We start from the raw sequence: 26989 nt of genomic DNA, 5'->3' as shown, positions 1-26989 counted from the left end.
ACTCTAGCTCTCACTTATAAATACATTTCGATCTACGAGTTTCTGGAGTGCATCCTGGGACTTTTTGAGGAGTCGGAAGGCCTCAGCCGCGAGAGGTTCGACTTCATAAATGCCGTTTTGGTCGGCGTAGGCGCGCAGAGCGATCATCGCGTTAACCAGTTCAGCATAAACCAAGTTTTGATAGGGAGAAGCCGGAGACTGGGGCATATGGGGGATCTGCTCAATGAAAAGCGTGCCTGTCCGTTGCCCACCGCAAAACGGATCGGGTTCGTGATAAAAGGGCGCCTCCCAATACGCTTTATAAGGAGTAATCACACCGGCCACGCGGTAAAGGTACTCGACGACTCCTAAGGAGGTGTAGAGGTTTTTAGCCATTTCCCAAGAGGTTTCGATATGTGAACTACGCCTATTGATAGAGATCAGCGTACTGCCGGTCGTACTGGTGCGGCGGCCTCCGGGCTCAAACGCAGGGATAGGGATAAACTTTATTTTCCCGCTGAGGAGAGGATTTTCCCTTTTCCAAATGCCAAGTAGATTATTGGTGATTATTGTACCTACGACGAGTCCCTCGAGCTGTTGTTTGTGTCCAGTAGCACTATTAAGGTGGACATCGGTTGCTACGCGTTTTGGTCCGGTAATCCATGTAGTGAGCGTCGCAAGGGTACGCGCGTTTTGCTCATTGGCAAAGGAAGGGCTACCGCCTTCGTCAAAAAGCACTCCGTCATTTTGTAGAACGAGCATGCGGATTGTGTCGTGGCTAACCTCCCCGAGACTCAGTAAGTAGCGGTCCGGGCGGCCGTCGCCGTCCAAATCGGTCATCAGCGGCCGCATGACGCGGAAATAATCGTCCCAAGTCTCGATTTGCGCCATGTCTTCGTCACTTATTCCGGCCGCTTCGGCCAGGTCGAAGCGATACGACAACATGGCGGGAGACGCAGTAAGGGGAAGTCCAAAATGGCGTCCGCGATGAGAGTGCTGCAGAAGCACGGTCCGGTCATACTGCTCGTACAGCCCCTCCTCATGAAGTCGATCAGTGATATCTAGGAAGCCGATTTGATCAAGGGGGCCGTTGTATATTTTGGGATACATCCCTTCATGTGTTTCCACTAGATCGGCGACCGGTGTGCCCGAAAGGAAACCAGAAATCATCCGGTGCTCAATCGCATTGGGATGTAGCATCGTCATCGAGACGCGGCTTTCCGGCGGATGCTCCTCATTCCAGTGTGCGATTGGCTCGATATAGGCGTCGCGCAGCACAGTGGCAAAAGTCCAAAAAGTGATACCTTCGGGCTCTCTGTGCGGGATCAGCGCTACGAGAACGGCACTTGCAATCGCAAGGCAGAAAATGACAGCAGATCCGAGGGAAAGTCTCATGAGGAAATGCTAGGGTTTGGAGGGGGCTGTGATGGGGAGGGAGAAACGACTAACTTAGGGAGAAAGAAGGAGAAAGCGAGCGAGCAGGGGGAAAAAATGAGAGCTATGGTAAAAAAATAAGAGGATTTACCTAAAATCCTATCTATCTAGGTTTTTCAAAACGAGTAATCTATTGATCTATAGATAGAAATAGCGTTTTAGTCCAGGTTCATTTGCCCAAGAGTCAGGTTTGTGGCGGTTGCTGAGCGAGGCGGCGGTTTCCGAATGCGGTAAGGCAATTACCCACAGAAAGCATGGCTACCAAATACCGAAATCGCAGCGGAGTTTGAGCAGAGGGCAGTGGCATCCTTCTTTTGGAGTCATAAAACAGGCAAGCGCTTGATTGGCAGAAAAGCAGGCACTAACTTCTTAGTATTATTTTAATCTATTTATGAAGATCAATGAGTCAGGTTATACAGAGTCCTTATATCCAAGTCGGGGCGCACTCACGAGGGCGTGGTGGCCTCGCGTGGTGGGACGGTTCATGTGGCTGCTCCTACTTGCTCTTGCGGTATGTGCACTGTGGTTGACTATTGAGGATCGTTGGGGGAGCAACTTTCAATTTCCGACACGCTATACTGGTGACTCTCATTATGTATTAGAAATGATGAAACTGTCCAAAGAAGGCGATCTAGGCCTGTTTACTCATGTCACAACAGAGTCGCTAGGGGCTCCATTCACCGGCCAGCTAAATGACTTTCCCCAGACGGAGCGAGTCATTGTGTGGCTCGGCGGGCAGGTCGCTAGGGTAATTGGACTTATGCCCGCCGCGAATGCGATGCTAATACTCTCCTGTATAGTCGCGGCCTTTTCATTTTATGCGGCTGCTCGATTCTGGAAGATATCACGTCTAAGCTCATGGGCTTTCGCTGTCGTTTATGCCTTTCTCCCTCATAATCAACGCTCGCTTGATAGCCTGGGGGTAATAGCTACAGGGCTCCTCCCGCTTCAGTTCTATTGCCTGTGGTATATCGCGACCGTCCAGAATGTATCTTGGGGCTCTTTCCGCTTTAGGTTGACTTTGGCTATAGGCTTACTGAGTGGATTATTAAATATTTACTGGGTGTTCTTTTTTCTGAACCTGTACGTGCTTGCTCTGTTATGTCGGATTCTTAAGGGCAGGAAAAACTCCATCGCGTCTCTTGCTCCTATTATAACTACCTGTCTGATAGTTGGGGCACTACTGGGGAGTTATATTGTCTATAGGATGAGTTACGGAGAGAACCCGGCGGCCCTAGTTAGGTCTTATGGGGATGTAGATCGAGAATCACTTAAGCCGATAGAGCTTTTTATCCCTCGTTGGGGAACTCACCTAGAGATGTTTGCAGGTTTCTTCTCGAGATACTATGATGGAGGCAAGATGGATATCGGGGAGGAGTGGTGGGGTATTTATATTGGGCTCCTTCCTATGGCAGGCCTGTTGTTTTTGTTTCTTAAGGGAATTCAACGCCAAGTGAATAAACGTGCGCCCTCACTACCCTTTCTCGCCGGGTGCTGGATTATTGCCTACTCCAGCTTTGGGGGAATTAATGCTATTTTTAGTTTAATATTAAATTTTTACGACATACGGGGAACGAATCGCTACTTTGTGGCGATCGCGACTATCGGGCTGATTTACTTTGCCTTTGTGATTAATCGATTGATGCGGAACTGCTCGTTTGCTACCAAGCTCAGTGCTTTGGGGGGACTGGCTTTGCTAGCTATGATGGACCAATCCTTCCATAATTATTTTCACCCTCGCTATAATATCCCCACTCGTGTGATTAAAGAGCGAGTAATGGCCGATAGGGACTTGGCGTTAAGGCTGGAAGACAGCTTAGAGGCTGGAGCTATGATCTACATATTGCCTGTCCTAGACTTCCCTGAGCCCTTTGAGGGGCGCGGGGCTTATAAGATCAACTTTTTTATCTATGACCCAATACGCCCTTTTCTTTACTCCACTAAGCTTCGTTATTCCTATGGGAGTAATAAGGGGCGACAGGGAGCAGACTGGCAACTTGATGTGCAAGAGTTGCCCCCTAAAGAAATGGCTGCTACTTTGGAGTCTTTCGGGTTTTCTGGGATTTTGTTTAATCGAAAGGACTACGCCGATGGTGGAGAGAAATTCCTAACAGAGCTTGGCGAGGCCGGTTGGCCGATGGAGTTTGAGCAGGGAATCGGCAATGAGTGGGTTTTTATACGACTAACTCCCGCAGCACGCCCTGCCCTTCCGACACTCACTCCTTACGCACTCGCCTCAAGGAAGTAAGTCTCGCACACAGTGAATTTACAAATCTGAAAAAAAATGCAGCGCACCAAAAGGTGCGCCGCAAGAGAAACAGTTAACTGATACTCACTCAAAACTCGTAACGAAGCGTAAGCTTTGGGTTGATCGGTGTGCTGACAAAAACTCGACGGAGCGCAGAGCCAGCGATGTAGTCTTTATCCAAGAGATTGTGGATGGATAGCTGCACCTGCCAGTTTTTGTTAAACCGATAGCTGGCACTCGCTTCGGCGACGATGTAGGAGGGCATCCAGAATACGGGTTGGATTCGCACGGGGTCATAGCCTGCCGGCGGAGACGTCCATCGCCCTTCTGCATCGCTGGCGCGTTCACCCACATAGCTTGCGCCTAGCCCTACTCGCAGCCCGCTCAGTGCGCCTTGGGTGAAGGTGTAGGAGGCCCACATTGCCGCAGTCTCTTCGGGAACATTAGGCCCCCTCATGTTGTCATCATCGCGGAACTTGAAGTTAGTGTAGCTACCAATTAGCGAGAAGTTCTCATTTGGGGCCCAAGCGAGCTCGAATTCGACACCCTTAGACGTGACGTTAGTGTTTACCGCAGGCAGTAGAGGGAAGGGGATGGGGGTTCTGTGATTTTCAGGGTTATTTCTCCAAAGGTTCTCCTGTAGAATATCGAAGTAGGTGGCAGTGGCATAGAGTCGCCCATCGAAGAGCCGGAGACGCAGGCCTCCCTCATGTTGCCGCCCAGGGCGGGTGTGAGAGGGGATTGCCTGGCCCGGGTCACCTGGTACGAGCACCTCTTGTTTCGAGTAACCGTAGAAAACCGAAACTCCAGGTGTCATTTTGTAAACGAAACCGGCAGCTGGGAGCGTCGCCTCTGCTCTATTGTCGCTGCGCACTCCTGTCAGGTTGTCATAAATATTGGAAACGTAGCGGTTTTGCGAAAGGCTGCCGCTGAGTACGAGGTGGTCATCAAAGAGGTTAATCACCTCATAAATATAGACCTGATTACCACGATGGCGGTCCGATGAGTTGAAGTGCCAGTCGATATCGGGATCAAACGCATAAGGCGGAGGCGTATAGTTATTCTCAAAATCGTAGTATATCCCATCGTCCGCATAATTTCTTTGCCGAAAGTGTTGGCTGATGTAGTTAAATGCGTAGCCGGCGACCGTTTGCGATTTCCAATTGGCCGCTGTGTGTTCGTAGACGAAGTCGTTTTGGAAATTTCCCCTCATACGTACTGGCCATTCTTTTAGGCCGGACAGTTTGTATGTCGGGTTGTCGTTAAAGGAGCCGTCCCAATACCACTCACCCGTGATATCGTTGAGCCGGATGGGGTCTACAACTATTCCTGTTTGCCCGAGGTAGGGAGCACTCGGAGTGGGGCCGTTTGAGCGCACGTCCGACTGGGACCAGTTTCCCCCGACTCGCATCGAGAGTTTGTCGGTAATCTGTGAAGTAAGAAAAAAGCGGGTGTTATGCGATTTTTGGTGCTGTGGGCTATTGCGCCCTGCGATTTGGAAATCGCGTGGTAAATTTTGGGGTAGATGAATGTTGTTACGCCCTACAGCGTAAACGGAAAGCGGGGCCGCGATATCAGAAAGAGTGTCCGACTTTTGTATTTGAAACTGGAGGGTGAACTCAGTCGTTGGGCTAAGTCGGTAGGTAAACATTGGCATCGCCGTGGTGTTTTGGTGAAACAGCCCCTGTCTGTAGTGGTCGGCTTCGGTGAAGGCCCCGACCACGCGCAAGGCGAGCTTATCGTTGACCACATAATTAGCATCGAACTCGGCTCGGTTAGCATCGTAGCGGCCGACTTGATAGGACAGATAGCCCTTGTTTGTGAACAGCGGCTTCTTGGAGATGTTGTTAACGACACCCCCGGGAAGACCTTGTGCGGCGAGAATCGCATTGGGGCCCTTTACAAACTCAATCCGCTCGACGATAATCGGGTCTTGGTTGACTAGGCTGAACATGGTGAACCCATCTAGGGTCAAGTCATAGTCGGAGAAGCCGCGAACGTTCATTATGTCCATCGACAACGGTAACGCGCCTAGAGCACTAAGGCCTGCCACATATTTGGTCGCATCGGTGAGGCGAGCTGTGCCGATGTCCTGCATAAACTCGCTAGTGACGACCGAGATGCTTTGTGTCGAGTCCATCAAGTCCATGCGAATCCGACTGCCCGAACTGACTTGGGCGGCTTGGTAACGGCCTATATCGGCTCTCTCGCTTACGGAAAAGGGCGAGAGCCGGACGATTTCTTCGTCGTCTTGCTCAGGGGATTGTTGGGCGTGGAGCGAGCCCAAAGCGAAAGTACAAAGGCTCAATGCAATCGGGAGTAATTTGGGGGGCTTCATTGGAATACAGGTCTTGGGGGTGTTCATAGTACAGGTCCTGGAGTTGTTCGTTGGAGCACCCGAAAGTGCGGGCGCAAAAAAGCCAGTCACGGACACAGGCCGTAACTGGCTGGGAAAAGTGATTTCCTAATAACGTAAGCTACTTTAAATAAATAGCTTGACACAAATCTGGCGCAGTTTACCTCAGCTTCCGAGCTTCCGAGCTTCCGAGCTTCCGAGCTTCCGAGCTTCCGAGCTTCCGAGCTTCCGAGCTTCCGAGCTTCCAGCGACAGAGCAGACGCGACGCAGTCGCGTCTGCTTGCTCGTCTAAAGTGAGATAATATGCCGGGGTAAGCATCGTCTGGGGTAACAAACCCGATACCCGTGCTCCCCTTTGCTCAAAATGCAAATTATTAGGGGCGAGCACAGACGCAGCAAGCCTTAGGGCATGTCGCGCGAGTTAAGCTCTATTCAGCAGTTGAGGGACCAGGTGATCGGACCGAGCACGAGAATCGAAATAAATCGGCAAGAGATTTTAATAAATGAGATACGTTAAAATGCTATCCCCTATTAGATAGCGTCTTAGGACTACTATTTTTTACGCCGTTCTTGACATGTGCGCGATCAGTTAAGATTGAGACTAATTCTTGTTTCAATCTCCTGTGAGCACTTCCCTACACCCGCACTCCTCCTCTCTTCCTCGGAAGCTGCTCGGCCTCGCCGCGCTCGGCTTATCGACACTCACTATCGTCGCGGCGGCGAGTGGGCGTGACGCCGCTCTCGACCTTGCCGATTTCGACAAGGTCTACGAACTCGACGCGCTCAACGTCCATGCAGGCGAAGATTGGCGGCCCACGCGCTCTGCCAGTGCGACGCGCACGGACACGGCCATTGAGGACATCCCGCAATCCATTAGCGTAATCTCGGCCCAAGTCCTCGAAGACCTCGACGTGGCCCGCATCGACCATGCGATGGACTTCGCCGGAGGCGTCGTACGCGGTAACAACTTTGGCGGACTCCAAATCTCGGGCTACACTGTGCGCGGCTTCACCACTGGTGAGATCTACCGCAACGGCTTCCCCGCTAATCGCGGCACCAGCACCTCTCCCGATGCCTCCTCGGTCGAACGCGTCGAAGTCCTCAAAGGCCCCTCCTCCGGCCTCTACGGACGCTCCGACCCCGGCGGCCTCGTCAACATCGTCACCAAACGCCCGCAGCAAGACGCCTTTACCCGCGTCCGCGCCTCCGCTGGAAGCTGGGATCGCTACCGCGCCGCACTCGACATCAACCGCCCGCTCGACACGGCGGGAAAAGTCCTCGCCCGACTCAACCTCGCTGTTGAGGACAACGGGAGTTTCCGTGACCACGTCGAGCAGCAACGCCAAGTCGTCTCGCCGAGCCTTACTTGGCATATCAACGCCAAAACCCAGCTCCAAGTAGATGCTGAAATCATCCGCAACGACTCCATTTATGACCGCGGGATTTCACCCGTAAACGGCAACCCCGATGTAATGAGTCGCCGCCGTTTCTTGGGCGAGCCCAACGACGGAAAAATGCGTAATAACAATCAAATGCTCCAAGCCGCGCTCGAACATTGGCTTCCCAACAATTGGAAACTGCGCCTCGCCAATCAATACTGGGCCGGACACTTGCAAGGCACGACGAGCGAAAACCAGCTTCCCGCCGCGCCCGACTTTGATACCGTGCGACGCCGCACTCGCGCCCGTGATTTTCAATGGCACGGGAATATGACCCACCTAGACCTAGTCGGCAGCTTCACTCTTGCAGGTATGCAACACCAATTTCTGCTCGGGCTTGAGCATGAAACCCACACCAACGGCTCAACCTTTTGGCAGAGTGACTACCCGCCTAGCTATGCGCTAAACATTTATAACCCCGTCTACGGTGGGCCCAAGCCCACGACTGTTACTAAAACCAGCACTGCCTCCACAACCGAGATTTGGGGTCTTAATATACAAGACCAAGTTTCCTTTACCGAAAAACTGCGCGGACAAATCGGCGTGCGAGTCGAGAACTATCAACTTGATGGCCGTAACCTCGTTACCGGCGCAGAAAATCCCCATCAAGAAAAAGACATCGCCACCCCGCGAATCGGCTTGGTTTATGAAGTGTCCCCCCAAGTAAATCTCTTCGGAAGCGTGGCGAAGTCCTTCAAGCCCAATGGGGTGGATGAACTTGGTAACTCCCGTAAACCCGAAGAAGGCTTCGGCTACGAAGCAGGCACTAAGTTCGAGTTACTAAGCGGACGGCTCGGCGGCACACTCGGGCTGTTCCATATCACAAAGGAGAATGTATTAACGAGTAATCCCGACTATCCGGCGAGCAGTATCATTCAGCAAATCCCGATTGGCGAGCAGCGCAGTCGCGGCTTTGATATGCAAGTCGCTGGCTATATCAGTAAAAGCATCCGGCTAATCGCAGCCTATGCGTGGATTGACGCCGAAGTATCTAAAAGTAATAACCCCAATCTACCCGTTGGCCGCGACCTTGCTGGGATCCCGCGTCACAGCGGCAGTGTGATGGGAGTGTATCAATTCCAGCGCGGAGTATTCAAAGGCTCGGAGTTTGGTGTTTCCGTATTTTACGTCGGCACACGCCCCTCCAGCACCGACGCCAACCGGCTCGATATCGCGGACTATACAACAACCAACCTTTTTCTTCGTTATAAACCGAGCGAAAACCTGAGTATTGGGCTAAACCTCAACAATCTCACGGACAAACGCTATTACGAACGGCTCTTTGGCAATACTTGGCTCGTTCCCGGCGACCCGCGCAACTTTAGCATAAATGTCAGCCTAAAGTTATAAGCACCTGATAACGACAGCCCTCCCACGCTTACCGATTTCCCTAACACCATGCCCTCCCCTACCAACACACAACGATTATATCGTCAGGCAGCGGCCTTGTTTTCGCTGCTCGCTGCGAGTCTTAGCGCGTCTGTCGCCACCGCTGCCAGCGGACTCGACCTCGCCGATGCGGACGCTGTCTACGAGCTCGACGCGCTAAACGTCGAAGCGCGCGACGAAGTCGGTGCAGGCTGGCGGCCCACCCGCCAAATCACCGCCACGCGGGTCAGCACGCCGCTCGAAGACGTGCCGCGCGCAGTCTCCGTCATCACGGCCGAAGTCATGGCCGACCTCGGCGAAGAGCGCATCGACCGCGCCCTAGATTTCGCTGGCGGCGTCACGCGCGGTAACGACTTCGGCGGCATGAATATCTCGGGCTACAACGTGCGCGGCTTCACGACAGGAGTCATGTATCGCAACGGCTTCAGCTCGGGCAAAGGCACCAACTCCCAGCCCGACGCCTCGACGATTGAGCGCGTCGAAGTCCTCAAGGGCCCATCCTCCGGACTCTTCGGTCGCGCCGACCCGGGCGGCATCGTTAACCTCGTGACCAAACGCCCGCAGCGCGAAACGTTCACGCGCGTCTCCGCCAGCGCGGGCAGTTGGGATCGCTACCGCGCCACCCTCGACACCAACACGCCGCTCAATGCCAGCGGCAGCGTCCTAGGCCGCTTTAACATGGCCCTCGAAGACAACCGCAGCTTCCGCGACCACATCGAGACGCAGCGCTACGTCTTCGCCCCGAGCGTCAGTTGGCAGCTCACTCCGAAAACCCTCCTCGTCGTCGATGGCCAATACGTCCGCAACGACAACGTCTTTGACCGCGGCATCCCCGCTATCGGCGCCAAGTTTGGCCAAGTGCCGATTCGCAATTTCTACGGCGAGCCCTCCAGCGGAGGAATCAAAAACAAAAATCAGTCGCTCCAAGCCTCGCTTGAGCACGCGCTAAGCGAGCACTGGAAACTGCGCGTCGCGGGCCAGTTCTACCACGGCCACCTCACCGGTGCGGCCACCGAGCCCAGCGAGCCACTTGCCGCTACTCCCACGATCGTGCGCCGCTTCTACCGCGTGCGCGACTTCGAGTGGCAAGACCTCCACCAACACGCTGAAGTCCACGGCCAGTTCCGCCTCCTCGGCTGGGATCACCAAGTCCTCATCGGTGCCGAGTACGAATACTACCGCTCCGACATGGTGTATCCGGCCACCGGCTCCAGTAACGCCTATGGCGTCGATATCTTCGACCCGGCCAAAGACCACGGAAAGCCGCCGCCGCCCTACACCAGCCTCAGCGACAGCATTGCCCGCGAGGAAAGCTACGCGCTCAACTTCCAAGACCAGATTTACTTTACGCAAAAATTCATCGGCTCGGTCGGGCTGCGTTACGAATCGGTCGAGACCTCCAGCCACAACCGCGTAAACGGCAACCGCAGCAGCTACGACCGCGACTCCACCGTCCCCCGCGCGGGCGTGCTCTACAAATTCACGCCCCAAGTCAGTGCCTTCGCCAATGCCTCACGCTCCTTTAAGCCCAACGGCACCGACTCCAACGGCAATGTCTACGACCCTGAGACGGGCGTCGGCTACGAAATCGGCACCAAGCTTAGCCTCTTCGAAGGCCGTCTCGGTGCGACGATCGGCCTTTTCCATATCACAAAAGAAAACGTAAAAACGCCGCACCCCGACCCCACCGTCATTGACCAAATCACCGTCGGCGAGCAGCGCAGCCGCGGGCTCGACCTCCAGATCACGGGCAAACTCACCGACGCACTGCGCCTCATCGCCGCCTACGCTTACATCGACGCTGAAGTCACCAACGACAACCGCGCCAACTATAAAGGTAACCGCCTCGCCGGAGTCCCCGAGCACAGCGCTAGCCTTTTTGCAGTTCACGAATTGCCGCGCGGCTTCGAAGTCGGTGCGGCCTATACCACTATCGCCGCACGCAAGGCCAACGTCACCAGCAGCTTCGAGCTACCCAGCTACCAACTCGTAGACCTCTTCGCCCGCTGGCGCATCAACGACCGCCTCAACCTCACGCTCAACCTCAACAACCTCCTCGACAAAGAGCACTACACGCGCGGCTGGGGCACTTGGGCAGGCGTCCCCGGCGACCCGCGCAACTTCAAACTCACCGCAAATTACAAATTCTAAGCAAACTGCCATTCACGCTCCGACACAGACGGCAAATCACCCTTGTTGTGGGCAGCGGCCTTCAGCCGTGCGCACCCAAGCGCGGCTCCACCCAAGTCAGCCTCTGCGCTAGCAGGGAAGACTAGGTGGAACAGGTCTCATCGTGTCGGCGGCGTGAATGGTAAAAGCCGCATCCCGTTCCTCCTCCTCCCACCACCATGAAACTTCGCTACCTCCTCAGCTCCCTACTCCTCGGCACACTCGCCGCCGCGCAAGCCGCTCACGCGCACGGCTTTTGGATAGAGCCGCGCTACGGCCGGCTCGAAGCCGTCTTTGGGCACGGCCCCGCCGTCGAAGCCTACCCGACCGACCACCTCTTTGCGGCTTGGGCTTACGCGCCAGACGGCAGCCCCATCCGCGTAGACATTCAGCGCACCGAGACACACGCGCTGCTCGTCCCCCGCCAAAACGAAGCCGCAGTCGTCCTCGCCTCGCTCGACGCCAAGTTTTTCCGTCCCGAAGACAGCGCGACCAAAAACATCAAAAACGCGTTTATCGTGCTCCGCGAAGGCGCGAGGCTCGACCAAATCAAAGACATTCGGCTCGTCCTCGTGCCCGAAGTCGATCCGCTCAAAGTCGGCCCTGGAAACCCGCTACCCATCCGCGTTTACGTCGATGGGAAACCCGCCGCAGGTGTCCGTATCATGGCCGATTACCGCGGTGTCGGGACGACCGCCTTTGAAAGCGCGGCGACGACCGACGCCGAAGGCCGCGCGAGCATCATCGTCCGCAACGCCGGCCTCAACGTCCTCGCAGGCTTCATCGCCGAAACGGACGAAAACGGTGAGCAAACATTCCTGCACACCACCCTCGCCTTCCTCGGCCTCCCCTACGAGCACAGTTGAGAGGACCGTATCCCCTCTCCATTTTTGGCGGCGCGTTCGTTGAGCCGCCGTCTCCATCGCGTTGGCCTCCGAGTAGCAGTCGGAGGCCATTTTTGTGAAAAGCCATCGCCCTAGGCGGAAAACCACTTGTCGCACCAAACAGAGTCTCCAGCCTCCAGCCCACGATGAAAACCCCGCTCACTCGCCCCACCCGATTCCTCTTCGCGCTCCTCGCCTGCGCTGCTGCCTTTCTCCTCACTGCGCGTGAAGGTATCGCCAAAAGCAATACACGATACATCCGTATCGACCCCGTAGAGCATTCCGGCTTCGATATCGATGACCTTAAAAAAGCGTTCGCCGCCGTTTCCGCCACTCTAGACAAAATCGCCGATGAACGCTTCGGCCCCCAGTCGGGAAACTACCAGCGCCTCCGCCGCAGCGTCCCCGTAAAAGTGCAGGTGGTCGATCTTAGTAACCACACCCCTTACGAATTTGAAAAGGTCGTCCTCCGCGGCGCACAACTCCAGGAAATCCGAGACAAAAAAGGAAGCCTCTGGACGCGCTACACCGCCAGCGACCCGACCCGACTACGCTGGGCCAAAACCGACTACAAGCTGATGCTCTTGGCCCACGTGGGACTAGACCGTGAGGCCAGCACTGAAGACGACCCGCGCTTCTACTATCAGTGGAGACTGAGCGAGCTTTTTGGCGACTACAAAGTCGTTGCTACAGGCAGGGAACCACTCCGCGCCCGTGACCCCGCCACACTCCGGCTCAGCAAACCCTAAACGCCCTAAATGCCCTAGCACGAGCGGCTGGCACGTCTCCCCTTTCGCGGGACAGCAGCCTCTACGCTCGGCGGATTACTGGCTGTTGGAGTCGCGCTGCTCCTTGTGGGCTGCTCCGCTAGGTGATTTCAAAGTTGGCTTGCTGGTGCAGAGCCCACGACGCTGCCTGCGCCGTGCAACTGGGCCCCTACACACTCAGCAGTAATCTTTTCCTCTCACCGCTCGCGGGCTATACCAACTTGCCCTTCCGGCTCACGCTACGCGAACTCGGCGGGCTCGCTTGGACGACCTGCGATCTCGTCAACGCCCGCTCACTCATCGAGCGCACACCCGCCGCGCTCAAGCTCGTCGCCTCTTCGCCCGAGGATCGCCCTTTCGCCATCCAACTCTTTGGCAACGTGCCCGAAGAAATGCGCGAAGCCGCCCGCATTTGCCAAGAACTCGGCGCACAATCTGTGGATATTAACATGGGCTGCCCCGTCAAAAAAGTCGTCCGCGTGGGCGGCGGCTCCGCGATGATGACCGAGCTAAGGAAAACCGCCGCGCTCGTTCGCGGAATGGTCGAGGCCATCGACATCCCCATCACCGCCAAAATGAGACTCGGCTGGGACGATGAAAACTTGAGCGCGCCCGAACTCGCCGCCGTCCTCGAAGAGGCGGGCGTCGCTGCGATCTTCGTCCACGGCCGCACCCGCGCGCAGGGCTTTAGCGGACGCGTTAATCTGAGCGGCATCCGCGCGGTCGCCGCCGCCGTGCGCACGATTCCCGTCATCGGTAATGGTGACGTCACTACACCCCAAGCCGCAAAGCGCATGATCGATGAAACCGGCTGCGCAGGCGTTTCAATCGGGCGCGGTGCCTTTTACGACCCGTGGATTTTCCGCCGAACTGACCACTACCTGCGCAGCGGCGAGCTCCTCCCCGAGCCCGACTTTGGCGAGCGCGTCCGCGTCATGCGGCTGCACTTTGAGCGCTACTGCGACTTTTACGGCGAAGCCCACGGCGCCCGCCTATTTAGGAAAGTCGCCCCCTGGTATGCCAAACGCTTCGGCCCCGCAAAGCCCTTCAAACAAGACATCATCACCATCAATTCGCGTGCGGACTTCGAGGCCGTGCTCACACGCTACATCGACTGGCGCAGCCAATTCTGCGACGAACACGGCGAACTGCTCCCCCGCTACGCCCTCGACCCACTCCGCGCCTCCTTCATGGACGCCGAAACGGACACCCGCACTCCCGAGCGCACCGCAATCCCTGTGCCACGCGGCCCCATCGAAGTTTGGTGAGCGAAGCGACTCCTCCCCGGTAGCGCTCTCGTCAATACACCTAACGACTAGCGCGACAGAGCCCCCGCAGCGATCGCTGCACTCCACCGACTCTGGCCAACTGCGAGCCTCTCCCGACATGGTGCTCCCGGCGGGAATCGAACCCACATCACCGGCTTCGGAGACCGATGCACTATCCATTGTGCTACAGGAGCGCGTCGCTCACACTTGAGCGGAGTTGGAAGCAGTACGCCCGCGCCTTCTGCGCTTCAAGCTGTTTCCTCGTTCTTCATTACAGTTTCAGATGAAGGCACGAGCGAGGCAGCCCTTCGCATTTCGCTACGGCGGATCGCTTCAGCTACAAATCGTAGCCGTGGTAGACGCGTGGCTTTTTTCCGTTTGCGTTTAACCTGTCGACGACGGCTGCGAGGTGGCGGTGTTTAGCCTCGTTGGCACTCGTAAAAAGATCGAGTTGCGCCGGGCCTTCGGTGAGGCCCGAAAGCCGCACACTCACAAGTCGGAGCGGCTGGCGGCGGCGCGTCCATGCCGCGCGGAGCAAGTCCCCCACCAGTGGATAAAAGGGCCGCTCAAGATCGCTCGGCTCGGGGAGCGATTGCGCGTGCGAGCTATTCGTGAAATCGGGATAGCGCACTTTTACCGTAAGCGTCCGCGCGCGTTTCCCATCCGCACGCAGCTTTACGAGGAGTTCGTCGAGCATCCGTTTTAGCCCGCGCTCAATGTCCTCAAAGTCGCCAAACGCTCGGTCTTCGAGAAAGGTCTCCTGCTGCGAATAGCTCTTGGGGGCCGCGCGCTCGGTCTCCACTGCGCGCGTATCAATGCCGCGTGCCCATGCGGCGACTTGTCGCCAATCACGCCCGAGAATCCCCGCAAGCGCGCTGTCAGTTTTTCGCACTACGTCGCCGATTGTCCGCAGCCCCCGCGCCTTCACTTCCTCTGCAGTCTTTTTACCAATTCCGGGGAGTTGCTCAATCGGTAAGGGAGCGAGAAAAGCCGCTTCCTCACCCACGGGCACGGTGACGAAGCCGCGCGGCTTTCGGAGTTTCGAGGCGATTTGCGACACGAGAAGCGAAGTGCCGATTCCAATTGAAACAGGGATTTGCAGCTCCTCCCAAATCCGTGCCACCAAGCCGCGCACCTTCGCCTCAACTGCGGCAACACTCGCGCAAGCGCAGGGGCCAAGGTCGAGGTAGCCTTCGTCGATCGAGTTGCGCTGGACGAGCGGCGTCACGGTTTCGCACAGGTCAAACATCGCCTGCGAGGTTTTCGCATAATGCTCGTTATCATGCGGGAGCAAAATGAGGTCGGGGCACACACGAAGCGCGCGCGCCGTGGGCATCGGCGTATACACGCCCACCGCCCTCGCCTCGTAACTGGCCGAGGAGATTATCCCGCGCTGCGGCCCACCGCCGACTGCACAACGTTTGCCGCGCAGCTCGGGCCGCCGCGCCAGCTCGCACGAAACGAAAAACGCATCCGCATCGAGATGCACAATCGTGGGGAGTGGCGGGCGAGGCATTCTGAAACAGGCGGCTACGCTTAGCCGTTTTCTTTGTGTTCGAGGCGGGCTAGCGCAGCCCCAGTCGTCGAGCGCGGCTCAGCCTCGATGCCGCTGCGCGGGCCTGCGTAAACAAGCTCGCCGCCGTGCTTGCCGCCGCCGGGGCCGAGGTCGATTAGCCAGTCGGCCACGGCCATCACGTCGAGGTTGTGCTCGATAATGATGATGGTGTTACCCGCATCGCGCAGTTTGAAGAGCAGGTCGAGCAGCCGCTGAATATCGACCCAGTGCAAGCCGGTCGTCGGCTCGTCGAGGATGTAGAGGCTTTGGCCTTGCTGGCGTTTGCTCAGTTCGAGCGAGAGCTTGAGCCGCTGCGCCTCGCCTCCGGAGAGTGTCGGCGCCGCTTGGCCGAGCGTCAGGTAGCCGAGGCCCACGGCCTCCAGCGTCGCCAGTTTATCGATGATGCGCGGGATGTTGCGAAACAGCGCAATCGCCTCCTGCACGGTCATATCGAGCACGTCGGAAATCGAGTGCCCGTGAAAACGCACTTCGAGCGTCTCGCGGTTAAAGCGGCGTCCGCCACAGCTCGGACAAGGCGCGTAGGCATCGGCCATAAACTGCATGTCGAGCTTGATGAGCCCGTCGCCTTGGCAGGTCTCGCAACGACCACCGCGCACGTTAAAGGAGAAGCGGCTCGCCTTGTAGCCCCGCACTTTGGCGAGCGGGACTTGCGCGAAAAGGTCGCGCAGCAAATCCATCAACCCGACATAAGTCGCCGGATTCGAGCGCGGGCTGCGGCCAATCGGGCTTTGATCGACGAGGACGAGTTTCTCAAAAAGCTCCAGCCCCTCGATTCGTGCATGGAGGCCGGGCAAGGTTTTTGCGCGGTTGAGCTTTCGCGCGGCGGCTTGGGCGAGGATGTCGTTAACGAGCGTGCTCTTGCCCGATCCGCTCGGGCCGGTCACGCAGGTCAAAAGCCCAACCGGAAATTTTACATCGATGCCCTTGAGATTGTGTTCACGCGCCTCGCGCACGCTGAGCCAGGCCCCGCTAGGCGAGCGCAGCCCTGCATCGTTCTCGATGCGTAATTTACCCGAAAGATAGTCGGCGGTCGGCGACTGCCTCGGGGGAAGCGCAAGGCATTCGGTGGGCGTGCCTTGGAAGAGGATCTGCCCGCCCTCCTTACCCGCACCCGGGCCGAGTTCTACCAACTCGTCGGCCAGCCGCATCGTGTCCTCATCGTGCTCGACGACGACGACAGTATTCCCTCGGTCGCGCAACTCGGCGAGCTGGCGTAAGAGCCGCGCGTTATCGCTCGGGTGCAGCCCGATGCTCGGCTCGTCGAGCACGTAAATAACGCCCATGAGCCCCATCCCAAGCTGGGTCGCCAACCGCACACGCTGCGCCTCGCCGCCGGAGAGCGTCGCTTGCTCGCGGCCCAAGCTCAGGTAGCCGAGCCCGGTATCGAGCAAGAAGCGAAGCCGCTGGGCGATACCGCGCGAAAGCTCATCGAGCCCGCCGTCCGCCGCGTAACGCGCCTCCAACTCGCCCGCAAACGCGGCGGCCTCTTCGACATCCAGTGCGAGAAAGTCAGGGTAAGTTTTCCCCAACAAGCGCACCGCCTCACTGCGCGCATTGAGCTTGGTGCCAGCGCACTCTGGGCAAGGCCCGCTGACCATGAAGCTCGTCAACCGCGCGCGAAAGCCCTCGCTCTTGGTCTCACGAAAACTCTGCTCTAGGTCGGCGATCACTCCGGCAAAGGGCATCGACTGCGGTGTACGCCCGCCCGCCATCCGCCGCAGTTTAAACGCAAACTCGCGCTCGCCCGCGCCGTGCAGAATCACTTGCCGCTGCGTCTCGGGTAATTCGGCCCACGGTAGATCCGCGTCAAAGGGCAGTTGCTCGGCGAGTTGCTTGAGCAACGCGTTGTGTCGGATGATGAGGTTTTTACCGCCGAGTCGCCACGGCTTGATTGCGCCGCCGCGCACGCTCTTCGTCGAGTCAGGCACGATGAGTTCGGGCGCGAAGCGGAGTTTACGCCCCAGCCCGCCACAGGTCGGACAGGCCCCCTTCGGGTGGTTCGCCGAAAAATGCTGCGGCGTGAGTTTCTCAAACACATCACCGCAAACTTCGCAGGCGAGGTGTTGGCTGAGCGGGACTTCACGCCACTCATCGGAGTCGCGGTCGGCTTGAGCGAGGACAATTGCGCGGTCGCTGCCCTCGCGAAAACACAGCTCCAGAGAGTCAGCCAACCGGGCGCGCTGCTCCGCGCTGACGACGAGCCGGTCGACGACGATCTCCACGGCCAGCTCGCGCGTGCCTTGGCCCTTGGGGATAAAATCACGCTCGTCGTCGAGGTCGGCAATTTCACCCGCGATACGCACGCGTTGAAACCCACGTTGGCGCAGGCGTGGGAGCTCTTCGCGCAACACGCTGGGCTTTGCGCAGAGCGCGGGCGCAAGGAGCATCACCCGCTGGCCAGCGCAGGTTTTGAGCACTTGCTCAATGTTATCGTCGAGCGAGCGGCGGACGACTCGCCCGCCATCTTTCGGACAAAATTGCTCGCCCGCCAGAGCCCAGAGCAGTTGTGCGTAGTCGGCGATTTCTGTCGTAGTGGCAATTGTGTGACGTGAGCTCCCGCCCCCACCCGCCCCCGCGCTGCCGCGTTGGTCAATTGCCAGAACTGGCGAGAGCCCGTGGATGAAATCGACATCGGGCCGCTTGAGTTGGTCGAGCACGGCGCGCGCCTGCACAGACAGCGACTCGATGTACTTGCGGTAGCCCTCCGCATAGAGCGTGTCGAAGGCGAGCGAGGACTTCCCCGAACCGCTCGGCCCCGTAATCACCACGAGTCGCCCGCGCGGCAGCCTCAATTCGAGATCACGCAAGTTGTGCTCGCGCGCGCCTTTGATGTGGATGTGAGTAGCGGCCTGCATTTCGGAAAGAAGTGGAGAAGGAGAAGAGCAAGAAGGGAGCGCAGGCTGGCTGGGCACTGCGGAGCAAAGAAAGTGCCGCTCCCCAAATAGACTCGTCAACGTCGCTGCCCGCACATGTCATCGCTGCCTTCCGATGGACAACGGTAAGCCGCAAGCCCCGCAGCATTTTTTGAGCTCCGCACAACGGCGCGTGGTGGGCTTTGCGCTTAGCTTTGCGGCTGGGCTCGGGATCGTAGTGCTGCTCGTCGCCACTGTCTTCACGCTTGGAAAGCTGGCGGCGTTTTTCTCGGGAGTGCTCTGGCCGCTGGCTTTAGCCGCGGTGCTCGCGTTGATTATGCGGCCCGTCGTCGAGTTTGTGGAGCAGCAGTTTTCGCTAAAACGACTCACCGCAGTCTGCGCCTTTTACGCGCTCTTTGTGTGCGCGCTCGGCGGGCTCCTCGTCCTGCTGCTGCCGCCTTTAGTCGACCAGTTACTGCACTTCGTCGCTTACGTGCCGACGCTCTGGGAGGCGGTAAGTAGCTACTTCCAAGCCGCCTTCCCCGACTGGATTGCGCTCGTGAAGCGGCAGCTCGAAAACCCGACTGTGGCGTCGATTGCCACGAGCTTGGGCGGAGAGTTTGAAGGGCTACTCTCACACGCCCTGCCCTCACTGCGTGCGGCAGGCGCAGGCGCGCTGGGCGTCTTTGGCACAGTCGCACAACTCGCCCTCGTGCCCATTTACCTGTTCTTCTTCCTGCTCTCCCGCGGCACGCCCACGCGGCACCTCCCCGAGCATCTGGGCTTTATGAAGACCTCACTGCGCCAAGACGTGGTGTTTTTGGTCAACGAGTTCATCGCCATCGTGGTCGCCTTCTTTCGCGGCCAGCTCCTTATCGCGCTGCTCATGGGCGTGATGCTCGCGACGGGCTTCTCGCTCGTCGGGCTACGCTTCGGGCTCGTCATCGGGCTCAGCCTCGGACTGCTCAACATCGTGCCCTACCTCGGCACCATCATCGGGCTGTGCATCACCGTGCCGCTCGCGTTTTTCCAACCCGAGGGCGGCTGGCAACTCGTGGGGCTCGTCCTGCTCGTCTACGTCATCGTGCAAAACATCGAAGGCTGGTTCCTCACGCCGAAAATCATGGGCGATCGCACCGGCCTGCATCCGGTGGTGGTGATCGTATCGATTTTCTTTTGGGGGACGGCCTTTGGCGGCGTGCTCGGGATGCTCTTCGCAATCCCACTTACCGCATTTTTCGTAACCTTGTGGCGGCTCATCCGGCATAAGTATTTCGCGGCTATCACGAAATCGCCCGAGTTGAAGAACGAGACCAGCACGGGCGAAACTCTGGGAGATTGAGATGATTCGCTGCACGGCCTCCCTACTCTTCTTTTCGGGATTGTCTTTGCAGCTACTCGACGCGCATCCGGCAGGCGCACAGACTTCCGAGTCTGCTTCTGAACCCGTTGCGCTACACGACGGCGAATCCCTCCACTACCGGATTGCTTGGGGGATTTTCCCCGGAGCCGGCGAAATCAAAATCAGTGCTGAAAAACTGCCTGCACAGAGCCCCATTGATGCGGACTCAGAGTCCGCGCCCGTCCTCCGCATCACGACAAGCACCCACACCAGCGGGACGCTAAAAAAACTCTTCCGCTTTCGCGCCGAGTCCCTAGCCGACTTCGACCTACACACGGGCCTCCTCCAGCGCAGCGAAGAGCGCAGTAAATCGAAGCGTAAACAGACCGGCCAACAGCTCCACTTCGACTACGCCGCGCGCTGCGCCGACTACCGAAACGAAGTTCAGCCCGAGAAATCAAAAACACTCGTGCTGCCCCCCGGTCAACCGATGGATTTGATCACCAGCCTCATGCAGACCCGAGCGTGGGAGCTAGTGCCCGGCCAAAGCCGCGACGCGCTCGTCATTTTCGACGACGACTTTTACGAACTCACAATTCACGCCACTGGCTACGAAACCCTCACCACGCCGCTCGGAAAGTTCCGCACCCTCGTCCTCGAACCGCGCATGGAGCGCACCGAGCCCAAAGGCATGTTTAAGCGCGGCTCTACTGTGAAAGTGTGGATCTCTCAAGACGCACAACGCCTCCCTGTTCGCTTCCAGGTCGAGTTCAAGTTTGGCTCTGGTATCGCCACCTTAATCGCCTACCGCCCGCCCAATGCCAGAGTTGGCCATTCGGAGCCGGCTAGGCCAAGCATCTGAAAGGGCGCTTTGGGCATTCCAAAGTTGAGTTTTAGGAAACAGTATCCCCTAGTTGCCGAGCTTTCATCCCTCCTCGCTTCTTTGCCGTTAAGCGGCACAGCGGGTAACTTCCCCATCCCCCTAGTTATCCACGCCCAATGTCTCTGCCTCGCTTTGCTCTGCGCTTGCGTGCGCTGACGACGCGCTCGCCGATTTGGCTCACAGCCTTTGGTCTCGCCTTCCTTGGCCTTTCCAACTTCTGCGCATTCGCTGCCAATACTCGCCCCAACGATGACCCGTGGCTCGATGTCATCAACACCCGTTACACGGCAGCTTCTCACAAATTCGAGAAACTCGCCAAAGCCTCGCCTGACGACACTCGGCTGACACTCGCCTATGCGGCCTCACTCCTAACCCGCGATCCGATGACGCGGGCGAATGTGAGAACCTCCCGCAGCATCCTTATAGATCTCCTCTCCAAGCTGCCTGTAAGCGAAACGCACTACCGCCCCTTGGTCTTGCTCCTACTCGGACGCATCGACCACGACCATATCGAGCCCGTGCAGTTCGAATCGTCGCGCGCCTTTTACGAACAGCTCCTCCGTGAATACCCGCAACATCCACTCGCCGATCAGGCTGCCGTCCAGCTCCACCTCCTCATCTACCTCCAGTCGCCTGAGTCGCGCAGTGGCGAAGTCGTCAGCCAAATTGAGGCCACGCTTCCCACAGTCTCCAATAAATCTCACCGCCTCCGGCTGCTCGGACTCGCGACCAGGATTTACTTAGATCGCTTAAAAGACAAATCTGCCGCGCTATCGCATCTCATTGCAGCACAGGAAGAAGGCTCCGATGACAAAAGCCTTGACCTGCACATCGCCTACCTAGCGCGGCAGCTCGGGCGGCTGGAGCTCGCCGCCAAGCACTATCGCGCTTTTTACGAAAGTTCCCCCCGCGATAATCGCGCCTATACCGCACGTCGCCTCGCTCAGGAACTCGAAGAGGCGAGCAAAATGTCCACTGCTGTCGCCAAGCCCACTCAGCCATGATCTCCGAAAAACTCCGTAACCGGATCGGCCTAGTGGCACTCGCCCTCGCGCTCCTCGCTTCCTTTGGCACAGTTGCCACGCGCAATGTGCAAAGCCTCACGAATGATAAAATCGAAATTCGCGTTGCTCACTCGGAGCTGCATACTGGCATGCGGGAAGCCTTTGAGGCAGCGATTGTCGCCTACGAAGCCCTCCACCCGGAAGTGCGCATCGTACAAGTCAGCGTGCCTTCGCGCATCTATCCGGCTTGGTCACGTACCCAGCTCGTCAGTGGTACCGCGCCCGACATCATGCCACTCGCAGGGACCGACATAGAGATTGTCCAGTTTTTCCAGCCAATCACCACGCTAACGTCTGCCCCCAACCCTTACAACGAAGGTACCCCCCTCGAAGGCGTCGCTTGGCGCGACACCTTTTTTGACGGCCTCAGTGGGCTTAGTGATAGCATGCGCTGGACCGCCCCCAATGAGATTTTCGGCGTTATACTGCAAACTACCTCCATGCGGCTTTACATAAACCGCGACCTGCTGCTCGAGATCACCGGCACCGATGCGCTCCCTCGAAGCTACGCCGAACTCCACGCTCTCGCCGAAAAAGTCCGCGCCTATAATCAAAGCCACGGCGCCCATCTCATCCCGATCGCCAGCTGCAAAGCTTACGCCGAATACATCTTTGACCGCATCGTCGGCTCCCAGATGCAAAGGTTCCTGGTGGACTACAGCTTCCATATGAAGTCGTGGGGCTTCTATCGGCCCATGTACGACGGCAAGTACAGCTACAGTAAAACGCCGGAGTTTGTGAGCAGCCTCGAACTCATGAGCGAGGTCGCCCAAATGCTCAGCCCCGGGTTTCAGCAATTTGCCCCAGAAGATGCCATCGCTACCTACCTCCAGCAACGCAGTCTCATGCTCGTCGCCGGTAGCTGGGACTACGCTGTGCTTGTCGACCAAGTGAGCTTTGAAACCGAGGTCACGCCGTTACCGATGCCCACCACCGATGACCCCAAGTACGGGAAATTCACTCTAGGCCAAGCCGCCGAAGACGTAAGAACCACCGCTGCACTCGGTATCGTGCGCACTAGCCCAAATACCGAAATCGCAATTGATTTTCTAAAATTTCTCACCAGCCACCCCGTCGCGACTCAGTTCTCCGAAATGAGTCAGCGGATCTCTACCATCATCGATGTCCCCGTACCCGACGCCCTCAAAAAAATGGCCCCTCAAATCGAGGGTGAGATCCCGGGGTTTCGCGTCGATAATTTCCTCGGAAACAACAATGTCCGCAACCTCATCCAGCGACACATTCACAAAGTCATCGGCCCCAGTCCCGACATTTCTGGCTTTGCCGAAACCATCGATGCTGAGCTCGCGCCCAACATCCGCGAAGACCTCAAGTACTACCACCGCTACGACCGGCTGAACACCCAGCGTTTCGACGCCACGATCGCCCTACACTACATCTTCCCCGAAGAGCATGAGCAGGCCGCCCGCACAAACTGGCAGCTCCACACCGAAGCCCAACACGGCAGCCAAAGCCGCTATATCGAGTACCAACACTATTTGGAGCCACCGGGAGAGTGAAGTGCACTGCGGTAGAGCTGCCGTCTTGTAAGGTGGCCACGGATACACGCACCTATTGCGCACTTCGTACTTCGGCAGAGCCCGATAGGCTGACGGCGATGGCTGCCTCTATTGGTCTGGCTCCATGTGCTGCGTAGTCCCCTCATCCCTACAGGGCATATGTGTCATAAATGCAAAAAGCTCTAGACAGCGCTGATGTACTTGGCAGGCTCGCCGCTGCATCAGGAATGAGTTGCCCACCCCAAAGTGGACGACTCCGCCAACCGGGCCGGGAGCGGCCACGGTGGATCGAGCGAAAGCTCAGATGTGCGCCCTTCCTCTTTGGTAAGAAGGAAAAGGCGAACCAAGAACGCTCCTAAAAAAGCCGCCCTGATGATGCACCGTCAGGGCGGCTTTTTTTGAAACCTGATGCGTGATCCCGCAATCGCAGCACCCAGCACATCACGCATTATGACCACGACCATACCTAACTCGCCACTCCCAGGCCTGCGGCTCAGCACCGACAACCCAAACCATCACCTGTGGAATAACCACGGCACTTGGTTCCTGCACTACACGACGCATCCCACCCCCTTTACCAAGGAACGGATCCGCCGCTCGCTCGGCACCAAAAGCCTCGAAACGGCCCGCGAACGACGCGATGTCTTCTTTGCCCAGCTCGCCCGCGAAGTCGCCATCCGCAGAGGGGGCTGCAGCACCCAAAACTTCGGCAATGTCGCACATTGCGCGATCGCGCTTCACCACGCCGCCGAGGAACAAGCCGCCTAAACTTCAGTTGGACACCTCATGATTTGCCGCCGCACAAAACAGGCCTCCGTCGCGGCCACGTTTGAAGCGGGAACAGACCCTAGAGCCGGGGGCGCATCCGCGCTTTAGCGGTACTCTTCTTTTAATTCACGAGTCATCAGTGAGGCGAGCGCTTCGGCGGGCGGCTTGTCCCTAAAGAGGATCGCGTGCACCTCACGCAAAATCGGTGCCTCAATCCCTTGCTCAGCACAAAGCTCGGCGAACGACTGCGTAGTTTTGTAGCCCTCAACCACGCTGCGGCGGCCCGCGAGTAGCTCGGTCGCTCGGGCTCCCGCTCCGACTTGCTCGCCAAACTGCCGATTGCGACTCCAGGCCCCGTGACAGGTTGCGACTAAATCGCCAAAGCCGCTCAAGCCGTAAAACGTCTCCGGCCTCGCTCCGAGCGCGACGCCCACACGGATCATCTCGGCCAGTGCGCGCGTGAGCAACGCAGCTCGGGCATTATCGCCGAGCCTCAACCCATCGCAGCAGCCCGCCGCAATCGCATAGCTGTTTTTGAGGCAAGCTCCGAGCTCTGCACCCACGAGATCACCGCTAGTATAAACGCGCAGTGCCACACTGCTAAGTGCGGCCTGCACGCTGCGCAACGGCTCCTCCCCCAACGTGCTAGCGAGCAGCATCGCTGCCGGTTGACCGCGCGCAACCTCAGCCGCATTTGTCGGACCGGTAAGCGCACCGACCGCGCACTCCGGCAGACACTCCGCAATGACCTCGGAAGGTCGCTTGTGGCTGTGCAGCTCAAGCCCTTTGGAGAGACTGAGCACGAGCGGCGCAGTGGAGTTTTCCGGCAGTGCCGCGCGTACTCGCCCGCAGGTCTCACGCAGTGCCTGCGAAGGACAGGCCAGTAGCAGCACTTCGGCCTGCGCGAGAGCGGAGACGAGCTCCACAGTCACCCCCAGAGTTTTGGGCAAAGCGATCCCGGGCAGGTAATCCTCATTTTCGCGTGCCGCCACGAGGGCAGCAGCATGCTCAGCACGACGCGGGACCAGGGACACCGAGTGCGCGCCACTGCGCGCCAAATGAATCGCGAACGCCGTGCCCCAAGCTCCTGCACCGATAACCGTGAAATTCATGCCGCTCTCGCTAAGCCTCCTTTGAACGAGTGGCACGATTTTTCGAACCACTCGCTCGGTTTTAACATTGCCCCAAAACACCGTATTTCTATGCATCTGAGCTGTGTTGCGCGCGCTCCTAAACCTCCTCCGTCGACCGGCCATTCGGATGGGCCTCGCGAGGGATCGGCGGCGCACCTTGAGGAATCCGGGCTTCGTCAGTTTCATGCTCGACAACAATCGGCGCAGGCTTGGGGGAAACGCGCACGAACGCGCACTCCTTTGGCGACGCTGGCTGCGGGGCAGCGCGCTCGCCCTGCTCGTCATCGGCATCGCTTGGGTCGCAATCGAAAGCGCGAAGGCGCTCTCGGTATTTTAGCCGTATAACAAGTGCCCCGAAGGCAGTATTGAGAATTGGCCATTTACACATCGACCGATGCTTGCCGTCGGGCGCACCGACACTTCTCATCCGCACCATGACTTTACTGCGTTCCCTATCGCTTTTCTCGATTCTCGCCCTCCTCGGTGGCCTCTCATTCAGCGGCTGCCAAACGCGTTACAAAATTAGCGGTATCGCAATCGCCGTCACGGACCTACAGCCCACCGCCGCAAGCACTGCCACCGGCAACCACCGCCGCGCCGTGATGACCCTGCGCTTCTTTAACGACAACATCATGCCCGTCGCCTTTGCCGAAACGAAGCATAAGCTGTATCTCGAAGGCAACTACGTCGGCCTAGCGACCAACCGCCAAGCCCTAGGCATCCCGCCCGCCGGAAATGTAGAGCGCGAAGTGTTTGTCGAAATCGAAAAGCCCCAGGTCCTGCGCCAACTCGCCGAGCGCGGGCTCTCAGGCCCCGTAAATTACCGCCTAGTCACCACAATGCGCTACCGCCTGGGCAACGAAACCGAGCACATCCCCGTGCAATCTCGCGGCCAAATCGACCTCACCGCACTCCTTCGCTGAGCACCCGTGGCATTCTACGCTCTCGCGACACTTTAAGCATACGCGCCTACGTTTCCCCCTTCGTTGCAGCATCCTCCCCAGGGGCTGTTCGCGTTTCAACCGCGGCCGCGCTGATACGCCTTTTTCCCACTACGCGTGGGGCGAGCGTGCGCAGCACACGTGAGTGGCGAGCCGCGAGCCAGATGCCTCGCGTTTCAAACGCGAAAAGCCCTCTAGGCGCCGCCGGTGCTGGCGGCGGGCTTGTCTTTGCAGGCGGCACGGAAGGTCGCGGCGATATAGTCGCGGTTCATCCGGCCAATGAAGTCGTGCGAAATCAGTTTCGGGCAGGCCGCTGAGCACTCGTATTGGTTGGTGCAGTTGCCGAAGCCCAGCTCGTCCATCTTAGCCACCATGTTGAGCACGCGCGTGTCGCGCTCAGGCTGACCTTGAGGAAGCAGCGCAAACTGCGAGACCTTGGCCGAGACAAAGAGCATAGCCGCCGCATTTTTGCAGGCCGCCACGCAGGCGCCGCAGCCGATGCACGCGGCAGCATCCATCGCGAGGTCGGCATCTTGCTTGGGAATCGGAAGCGCGTTGGCGTCTTGCGCTGCGCCAGTGCGGATGCTGATGAAGCCGCCCGCTTGCTGGATTTTATCGAAAGCCGAACGGTCGGTAATGAGGTCTTTGATAACCGGAAAGGGTTTAGCGCGATAGGGCTCGACCGTGATGACCGCGCCGTCCTCGAAGCTGCGCATGTAAGTCTGGCACGAGGCGATACCCTCGTGCGGACCGTGCGGCTTGCCGTCGATTACGAGTGAGCAGGTGCCGCAAATGCCTTCGCGGCAGTCGTGCGCAAAGGCGATCGGGTCTTCTCCGCGCTTTTCGAGATCGTCGTTTACGACGTCGAGCATTTCGAGGAACGACATATTCGGGTTACAATTCGTCGCCTTGTATTCGACGAAGTGGCCCGGCTTATCCGCTGCCGCTTGCCGCCAGATTTGCAGCGTAACAGAGAT

General features: G+C 58.0%; 19 protein-coding genes and 1 tRNA gene. 13 read left to right on the top strand and 7 right to left on the bottom strand.

Annotated features, from left to right (window positions below):
* Positions 1-3: 3 nt before the first annotated feature.
* On the bottom strand, positions 4-1374 hold the full coding sequence (locus AXK12_RS07185; protein WP_068712928.1) for an ABC transporter substrate-binding protein: 1371 nt from the start codon (positions 1372-1374) through the stop codon (positions 4-6).
* 643 nt (positions 1375-2017) lie between these two features.
* Here AXK12_RS07185 and AXK12_RS07180 point away from each other — a divergent pair.
* A complete protein-coding gene (locus tag AXK12_RS07180; RefSeq protein WP_068712926.1) occupies positions 2018-3661 on the top strand; it encodes a glycosyltransferase family protein in 1644 nt (547 codons plus the stop codon).
* A gap of 88 nt (positions 3662-3749) precedes the next feature.
* Here the strand turns inward: AXK12_RS07180 and AXK12_RS07175 are convergent, their stop codons facing one another.
* Positions 3750-5999 (bottom strand): TonB-dependent siderophore receptor, encoded by a 2250-nt coding sequence (locus AXK12_RS07175; RefSeq protein ID WP_068712924.1) that lies wholly within the window; start codon positions 5997-5999, stop codon positions 3750-3752.
* Positions 6000-6640: 641 nt separating this feature from the next.
* Here AXK12_RS07175 and AXK12_RS07170 point away from each other — a divergent pair.
* From AXK12_RS07170 to dusB, 5 genes are all read left to right on the top strand, one after another.
* Entirely contained in the window at positions 6641-8806 is a 2166-nt protein-coding gene (locus AXK12_RS07170; RefSeq protein ID WP_197457019.1) for a TonB-dependent siderophore receptor, read from the top strand.
* Between the two features lie 48 nt (positions 8807-8854).
* Positions 8855-10996, top strand: coding sequence for a TonB-dependent siderophore receptor (locus AXK12_RS07165; protein WP_082782727.1), 2142 nt, complete (start codon positions 8855-8857; stop codon positions 10994-10996).
* A gap of 197 nt (positions 10997-11193) precedes the next feature.
* Positions 11194-11880 carry a DUF4198 domain-containing protein gene (locus AXK12_RS07160; RefSeq protein ID WP_068712922.1) on the top strand — a complete coding sequence of 229 codons (687 nt, stop codon included), beginning with the start codon at positions 11194-11196 and terminating at the stop codon, positions 11878-11880.
* Positions 11881-12044: 164 nt separating this feature from the next.
* Positions 12045-12647 (top strand): hypothetical protein, encoded by a 603-nt coding sequence (locus AXK12_RS07155; RefSeq protein ID WP_068712920.1) that lies wholly within the window; start codon positions 12045-12047, stop codon positions 12645-12647.
* A gap of 173 nt (positions 12648-12820) precedes the next feature.
* Positions 12821-13933 carry a tRNA dihydrouridine synthase DusB gene (dusB, locus tag AXK12_RS07150; protein ID WP_068712918.1) on the top strand — a complete coding sequence of 371 codons (1113 nt, stop codon included), beginning with the start codon at positions 12821-12823 and terminating at the stop codon, positions 13931-13933.
* Between the two features lie 119 nt (positions 13934-14052).
* Here dusB and AXK12_RS07145 read toward each other — a convergent pair.
* The 3 genes from AXK12_RS07145 to uvrA all read right to left on the bottom strand — a co-directional run bounded on the left by AXK12_RS07145 (position 14053) and on the right by uvrA (position 18364).
* Positions 14053-14127: transfer RNA gene (locus AXK12_RS07145), tRNA-Arg, on the bottom strand.
* 143 nt (positions 14128-14270) lie between these two features.
* Positions 14271-15449, bottom strand: coding sequence for a Y-family DNA polymerase (locus tag AXK12_RS07140; RefSeq protein ID WP_068712916.1), 1179 nt, complete (start codon positions 15447-15449; stop codon positions 14271-14273).
* Positions 15450-15469: 20 nt separating this feature from the next.
* Complete coding sequence (gene uvrA, locus AXK12_RS07135) at positions 15470-18364, bottom strand: excinuclease ABC subunit UvrA (protein ID WP_068712914.1); 2895 nt, start codon at positions 18362-18364, stop codon at positions 15470-15472.
* Positions 18365-18533: 169 nt separating this feature from the next.
* Here uvrA and AXK12_RS07130 point away from each other — a divergent pair, with 169 nt between their 5' ends.
* The 5 genes from AXK12_RS07130 (at position 18534) to AXK12_RS09330 (ending at position 23938) form a co-directional block, all read left to right on the top strand.
* Positions 18534-19703, top strand: a complete 1170-nt coding sequence (locus tag AXK12_RS07130; protein ID WP_231863587.1) for an AI-2E family transporter — start codon at positions 18534-18536, stop codon at positions 19701-19703.
* Position 19704: 1 nt separating this feature from the next.
* The gene (locus AXK12_RS07125; RefSeq protein ID WP_068712909.1) at positions 19705-20565 is read left to right on the top strand and encodes a DUF3108 domain-containing protein; all 861 of its coding nucleotides are present in this window, start codon (positions 19705-19707) and stop codon (positions 20563-20565) included.
* Positions 20566-20702: 137 nt separating this feature from the next.
* On the top strand, positions 20703-21590 hold the full coding sequence (locus tag AXK12_RS07120) for a tetratricopeptide repeat protein (RefSeq protein WP_068712907.1): 888 nt from the start codon (positions 20703-20705) through the stop codon (positions 21588-21590).
* The gene (locus AXK12_RS07115) at positions 21587-23170 is read left to right on the top strand and encodes an ABC transporter substrate-binding protein (RefSeq protein ID WP_068712905.1); all 1584 of its coding nucleotides are present in this window, start codon (positions 21587-21589) and stop codon (positions 23168-23170) included. Before AXK12_RS07120 ends, AXK12_RS07115 begins: the two co-directional genes overlap by 4 nt.
* A 450-nt stretch (positions 23171-23620) precedes the next feature.
* On the top strand, positions 23621-23938 hold the full coding sequence (locus tag AXK12_RS09330; RefSeq protein ID WP_068712903.1) for an Arm DNA-binding domain-containing protein: 318 nt from the start codon (positions 23621-23623) through the stop codon (positions 23936-23938).
* A 104-nt stretch (positions 23939-24042) separates the two neighbouring features.
* Here AXK12_RS09330 and AXK12_RS07105 read toward each other — a convergent pair whose 3' ends face one another.
* Complete coding sequence (locus tag AXK12_RS07105; RefSeq protein WP_068712901.1) at positions 24043-25050, bottom strand: NAD(P)H-dependent glycerol-3-phosphate dehydrogenase; 1008 nt, start codon at positions 25048-25050, stop codon at positions 24043-24045.
* Positions 25051-25153: 103 nt separating this feature from the next.
* Between AXK12_RS07105 and AXK12_RS07100 the strand changes: the two genes are divergently transcribed.
* Both AXK12_RS07100 and AXK12_RS07095 read left to right on the top strand, forming a co-directional pair.
* A complete protein-coding gene (locus AXK12_RS07100; RefSeq protein WP_156468924.1) occupies positions 25154-25408 on the top strand; it encodes a hypothetical protein in 255 nt (84 codons plus the stop codon).
* A 97-nt stretch (positions 25409-25505) separates the two neighbouring features.
* Positions 25506-25994, top strand: a complete 489-nt coding sequence (locus AXK12_RS07095; protein WP_068712897.1) for a hypothetical protein — start codon at positions 25506-25508, stop codon at positions 25992-25994.
* Positions 25995-26206: 212 nt separating this feature from the next.
* Here the strand turns inward: AXK12_RS07095 and AXK12_RS07090 are convergent, their stop codons facing one another.
* Positions 26207-26989 carry a succinate dehydrogenase/fumarate reductase iron-sulfur subunit gene (locus AXK12_RS07090; protein ID WP_068712950.1) on the bottom strand — a complete coding sequence of 261 codons (783 nt, stop codon included), beginning with the start codon at positions 26987-26989 and terminating at the stop codon, positions 26207-26209.

The organism is Cephaloticoccus capnophilus, assembly GCF_001580045.1.
Lineage (GTDB): Bacteria > Verrucomicrobiota > Verrucomicrobiia > Opitutales > Opitutaceae > Cephaloticoccus > Cephaloticoccus capnophilus.
This window is presented reverse-complemented; position numbering and strand designations above follow the sequence as displayed.

What these genes read in the sequence shown, in the direction of transcription:
- AXK12_RS07185 (WP_068712928.1), bottom strand. Translation starts at nt 1,374, where the DNA reads ATGAGACTTTCCCTCGGATCTGCTGTCATTTTCTGCCTTGCGATTGCA.
- AXK12_RS07180 (WP_068712926.1), top strand. Translation starts at nt 2,018, where the DNA reads ATGATGAAACTGTCCAAAGAAGGCGATCTAGGCCTGTTTACTCATGTC.
- AXK12_RS07175 (WP_068712924.1), bottom strand. Translation starts at nt 5,999, where the DNA reads ATGAAGCCCCCCAAATTACTCCCGATTGCATTGAGCCTTTGTACTTTC.
- AXK12_RS07165 (WP_082782727.1), top strand. Translation starts at nt 8,855, where the DNA reads ATGCCCTCCCCTACCAACACACAACGATTATATCGTCAGGCAGCGGCC.
- AXK12_RS07160 (WP_068712922.1), top strand. Translation starts at nt 11,194, where the DNA reads ATGAAACTTCGCTACCTCCTCAGCTCCCTACTCCTCGGCACACTCGCC.
- AXK12_RS07155 (WP_068712920.1), top strand. Translation starts at nt 12,045, where the DNA reads ATGAAAACCCCGCTCACTCGCCCCACCCGATTCCTCTTCGCGCTCCTC.
- AXK12_RS07140 (WP_068712916.1), bottom strand. Translation starts at nt 15,449, where the DNA reads ATGCCTCGCCCGCCACTCCCCACGATTGTGCATCTCGATGCGGATGCG.
- uvrA (WP_068712914.1), bottom strand. Translation starts at nt 18,364, where the DNA reads ATGCAGGCCGCTACTCACATCCACATCAAAGGCGCGCGCGAGCACAAC.
- AXK12_RS07125 (WP_068712909.1), top strand. Translation starts at nt 19,705, where the DNA reads ATGATTCGCTGCACGGCCTCCCTACTCTTCTTTTCGGGATTGTCTTTG.
- AXK12_RS07120 (WP_068712907.1), top strand. Translation starts at nt 20,703, where the DNA reads ATGTCTCTGCCTCGCTTTGCTCTGCGCTTGCGTGCGCTGACGACGCGC.
- AXK12_RS07115 (WP_068712905.1), top strand. Translation starts at nt 21,587, where the DNA reads ATGATCTCCGAAAAACTCCGTAACCGGATCGGCCTAGTGGCACTCGCC.
- AXK12_RS09330 (WP_068712903.1), top strand. Translation starts at nt 23,621, where the DNA reads ATGACCACGACCATACCTAACTCGCCACTCCCAGGCCTGCGGCTCAGC.
- AXK12_RS07105 (WP_068712901.1), bottom strand. Translation starts at nt 25,050, where the DNA reads ATGAATTTCACGGTTATCGGTGCAGGAGCTTGGGGCACGGCGTTCGCG.
- AXK12_RS07095 (WP_068712897.1), top strand. Translation starts at nt 25,506, where the DNA reads ATGACTTTACTGCGTTCCCTATCGCTTTTCTCGATTCTCGCCCTCCTC.